Annotated in this window: 5 protein-coding genes; 4 read left to right on the forward strand and 1 reads right to left on the reverse strand. The window is 68.0% G+C overall.

Annotated elements, in window-relative coordinates; genetic code table 11:
* Positions 1-242, reverse strand: a 242-nt coding sequence (locus AB0I59_RS41980; protein ID WP_358142654.1) for a hypothetical protein, incomplete at its 3' end; no start/stop codon positions are given.
* A 134-nt stretch (positions 243-376) separates the two neighbouring features.
* On the opposite strand from AB0I59_RS41980, the gene AB0I59_RS41985 reads away from it, so the two are divergent.
* The 4 genes from AB0I59_RS41985 (at position 377) to AB0I59_RS42000 (ending at position 2,976) form a co-directional block, all read left to right on the forward strand.
* Positions 377-523, forward strand: a complete 147-nt coding sequence (locus tag AB0I59_RS41985) for a hypothetical protein (protein ID WP_358142657.1) — start codon at positions 377-379, stop codon at positions 521-523.
* A 127-nt stretch (positions 524-650) separates the two neighbouring features.
* Positions 651-1,079: a GntR family transcriptional regulator gene (locus AB0I59_RS41990; RefSeq protein WP_358142659.1), complete on the forward strand. Its 429-nt coding sequence runs from the start codon at positions 651-653 to the stop codon at positions 1,077-1,079.
* Positions 1,076-1,987 carry an ABC transporter ATP-binding protein gene (locus AB0I59_RS41995; RefSeq protein WP_358142662.1) on the forward strand — a complete coding sequence of 304 codons (912 nt, stop codon included), beginning with the start codon at positions 1,076-1,078 and terminating at the stop codon, positions 1,985-1,987. Before AB0I59_RS41990 ends, AB0I59_RS41995 begins: the two co-directional genes overlap by 4 nt.
* On the forward strand, positions 1,984-2,976 hold the full coding sequence (locus AB0I59_RS42000; protein ID WP_358142664.1) for an ABC-2 membrane transporter-related protein: 993 nt from the start codon (positions 1,984-1,986) through the stop codon (positions 2,974-2,976). The genes AB0I59_RS41995 and AB0I59_RS42000 overlap by 4 nt, the downstream gene beginning before the upstream one ends.
* The last annotated feature ends 263 nt before the right edge of the window (positions 2,977-3,239 follow it).

The raw sequence follows: 3,239 nt of genomic DNA on the forward strand, positions 1-3,239 counted from the left end.
CACTGCCCCACCAGTTCCGAATCGCGCGTGTACTGGGCGATGAGCGACGTGATGGCCCGCCGGTTGACCGGCACCTCCAGCCCATCCTGGCGCGGCGCATGACCGGCCACGAGGCGAGCAGACCGCTGCTGGACAAGATCGACGCACGCGAAGCTGCCCTGACCTGCGAGGCTGAACAGACACGCGCCCGGATTGACGAACTCACCGCGAGGCTGCACGAACTCGACGAGGCGATCGATCACCTACAGATCACCCGCAAGACCTCGTCTCGCTCGCCAGCGAATGTGACACCGAGCCGGCCGCACCACCTCCCGCGCTGCCCGACCACCCCGCCTACCAGCAGATTCTGACCGTCTTCGCCGACGTCGACCGACCTTTGCGCGCTCGCGACCTGTGCCAGGCCCTGGACCTGCCCATCGTGTCGAAGAACACCGAGAACATCCGCTCCAAGCTCAAACGCCTGGTCAGCCGCGGCATCCTCGTCGAGACCGAGCCGGGCTTGTTCACTCAGCCACGCCCGTAGCCCAGCAGCCGACCCCCTGCCCAGCCCGCCTCTTCCAACCCCAATGACGAAAGGGACATCAACTCACGAACCGCCCTCTCGGGAGGTGCGTTGACATTTCACGATCATCCCGCTTATCTTTTTAACTATGGAAGTAGATAAAGAGCTACCTTCGCCGATCGAGTTCCGGCTCGACCCCGGCTCTGGAGTCCCGACTTACCTGCAGCTGGTGCAGCAGGTGGAGCAGGCCCTGCGGCTCGGCTACCTGAAGCAGGGCGACCAACTGCCCCGGGTCAAGGACGTGGTCGCGGGGCTGGCCATCAACCCCAACACCGTGCTCAAGGCCTACCGGGAGCTGGAGCACAGGGGACTGGCATCGGGGCGACGCGGCCAGGGCACCTTCGTCGATGGCGCACTCCCGATGGTGGGGCTGCGCGAGCAGGAGGCGCTGCGGCGCGACCTGCTGCGCTGGATGCGGACCGCCACCGCGGCGGGCCTGGACGAGGAGGGCATCGTCGCGCTGGTCTCCAGCGCGCTCCACGACCTCCACGCGGAAAATGAGGAGGTGGTGGCGTGAACGCAGTGGAAACCTCAGGGCTGGGCAAGCGGTACGGCGGGACCTGGGCGCTGCGCGATTGCACGCTGGCCATCCCGGCCGGGCACGTGGTAGCGCTTGCCGGGCCGAACGGCGCGGGCAAATCCACCCTGCTGCACCTGACGGTCGGCCTGGCCAAGCAGAGCACCGGTGCGATCAGCGTCCTGGGAAACGCGGCAGGCTCCCTGCCAGCGCTGGATCGAGTGGCGTTCATGGATCAGGACGCCGCGCTCTACAGCGGCCTGTCGGTCGCCGACATGCTGCGGATGGGGCGCAGCATGAACCGGCGCTGGGACCAGGCCAGAGCCCGTGACCGGCTGGCCGAGCTGGACATCCCGCTCACCCGCCGGATCGGCAGGCTGTCGGGCGGCCAGCACGCCCAGGTCGCGCTCACCCTGGCCCTGGCCAGGCGCCCCGACCTGCTGGTGCTGGACGAGCCAATGTCCTCCCTCGACCCGCTGGCCAGGCACGAGTTCAAGTCCGCACTGATGACCGCGGTGGCACAGGACGGCCTGTCGGTGATCTTCTCCTCGCACATCGTCTCCGATCTGGAGCGGGTCTGCGACTACCTGGTCGTGCTGGCGGGCGGCCGGGTCCAGGTCGCCGGCCAGACCGAGGACCTGCTGGCCGGGCACCACGTGCTGGTCGGGCCGACCGCCCAGGCCGATCAGGTCGCCGCGACGCTGCCGGTCGTGCGGGACCGGCGGGCCACAGCCCAGACACACCTACTGATCCGCGCGACGGGACAGACCCTCGCCACACCACCGGGATGGCGCAAGGAGCCGGTGGGGCTGGAGGAGTTGGTGCTGGCCTACCTGCGAGAGCCCGACGCGTTCGCGCTTCCCGGCCCGCGGACCAGCGATGCGACCAAGGAGGCGACGTTCTCATGACCGTGATCGACACACCGGTGAGCACGCGCGGGCTGTCCTGGGTGGCCTGGCGCCAGCACCGCACCGCCCTCGTGGCGAGCCTGGCCACGGTCGGCGCGCTCGCGCTCGTCCTGCTGGTCGGCGGGCTGGCCATGCGCGGCGACGAGCACAGCATGGCCATGGACACCTGCCAGGCCGACACGTTCGCCTGCCAGCAGCGGTTCGGCCCCTTCAGCGAGAAGTACGACAACCTGATCGGCCTGACCAGCTTGGTCGCCATGTTCATGCCGCTCCTGATCGGCTCGATCCTCGGCGGTTCGCTGCTCGCCAGGGAATATGAGACGGGGACCTTCAGGTTCACCTGGACCCAGGCGTGCGGGCGGATGCGCTGGCTGCGGGTCAAACTCGCGCTGCTCGTGACCGGGGTGACCGTCGTCGGCCTCGCGATCGGATGGCTCATCACCTGGTGGTACGGGCCGGAGGAGCGCTTCGACAACCGGTTGGAGGGGATGAACGTCTTCGACGCGATGGGGCTGATGTTCGCCGTCCATCTGCTGTTCTGCCTCGCGGTCGGAGCTTTCGCCGGCGTAGTCATCCGCCGGGTGATGCCCGCGGTCTCCGTAGCCCTCGCCGTCTCCCTGGCCGTCATCATGATCCTGACGCCAGCCCTGCGCGCGAACTACATGCCTGCGGTGGAGGGGCCGATCCAGATCGCGACCAACGAGTGGAAGCTCGACACCTGGTGGGTCGGTCCGCAGGGGCAGCGGCTGACCAACGAGCAGATGGCCGAACTCGCCGACAAATCCGTAGCCGAGTTGCCCGCCAAGGGCCCGGCGGGCAACGCGGCCAGGCTCCTGTGGAGCTCCCAGAACCACTACTCGCCTGTGATGAGCTACCAACCGGCGAGCCGGTTCTGGCCCTTCCAGTTCATCGAGGCGGGCTGGATGCTCGCCATCGCGATCCTGCTGGGCGCTGCCACCATCTGGCGGGTACGGCGCAGCCCCACCTGAGCTGCCCTGGACCTCGGGGGGTTGTCTTCATCGCGCCACCGATAGCCGTTGCCGATGTCAGGCGTACCTCGACGGTCGCCACGGCTGGATGATCGCTGGCTCGGTTCGCTCAGATGGTCGGAGAACCGTTCGGACCGGCGTCACCGCGTCGCCGGTCCGAATGCCGCGACTCTCCCGCAGGCCATCGCTGACCTGCACAGATGAGTCTAGGAACAGGCACCACTACAAGCCGGACGATCCCAGAGTCCGGTATCTCGTCCATT

Source organism: Microtetraspora glauca, assembly GCF_040656155.1.
GTDB classification, from domain to species: Bacteria; Actinomycetota; Actinomycetes; order Streptosporangiales; family Streptosporangiaceae; genus Microtetraspora; species Microtetraspora glauca.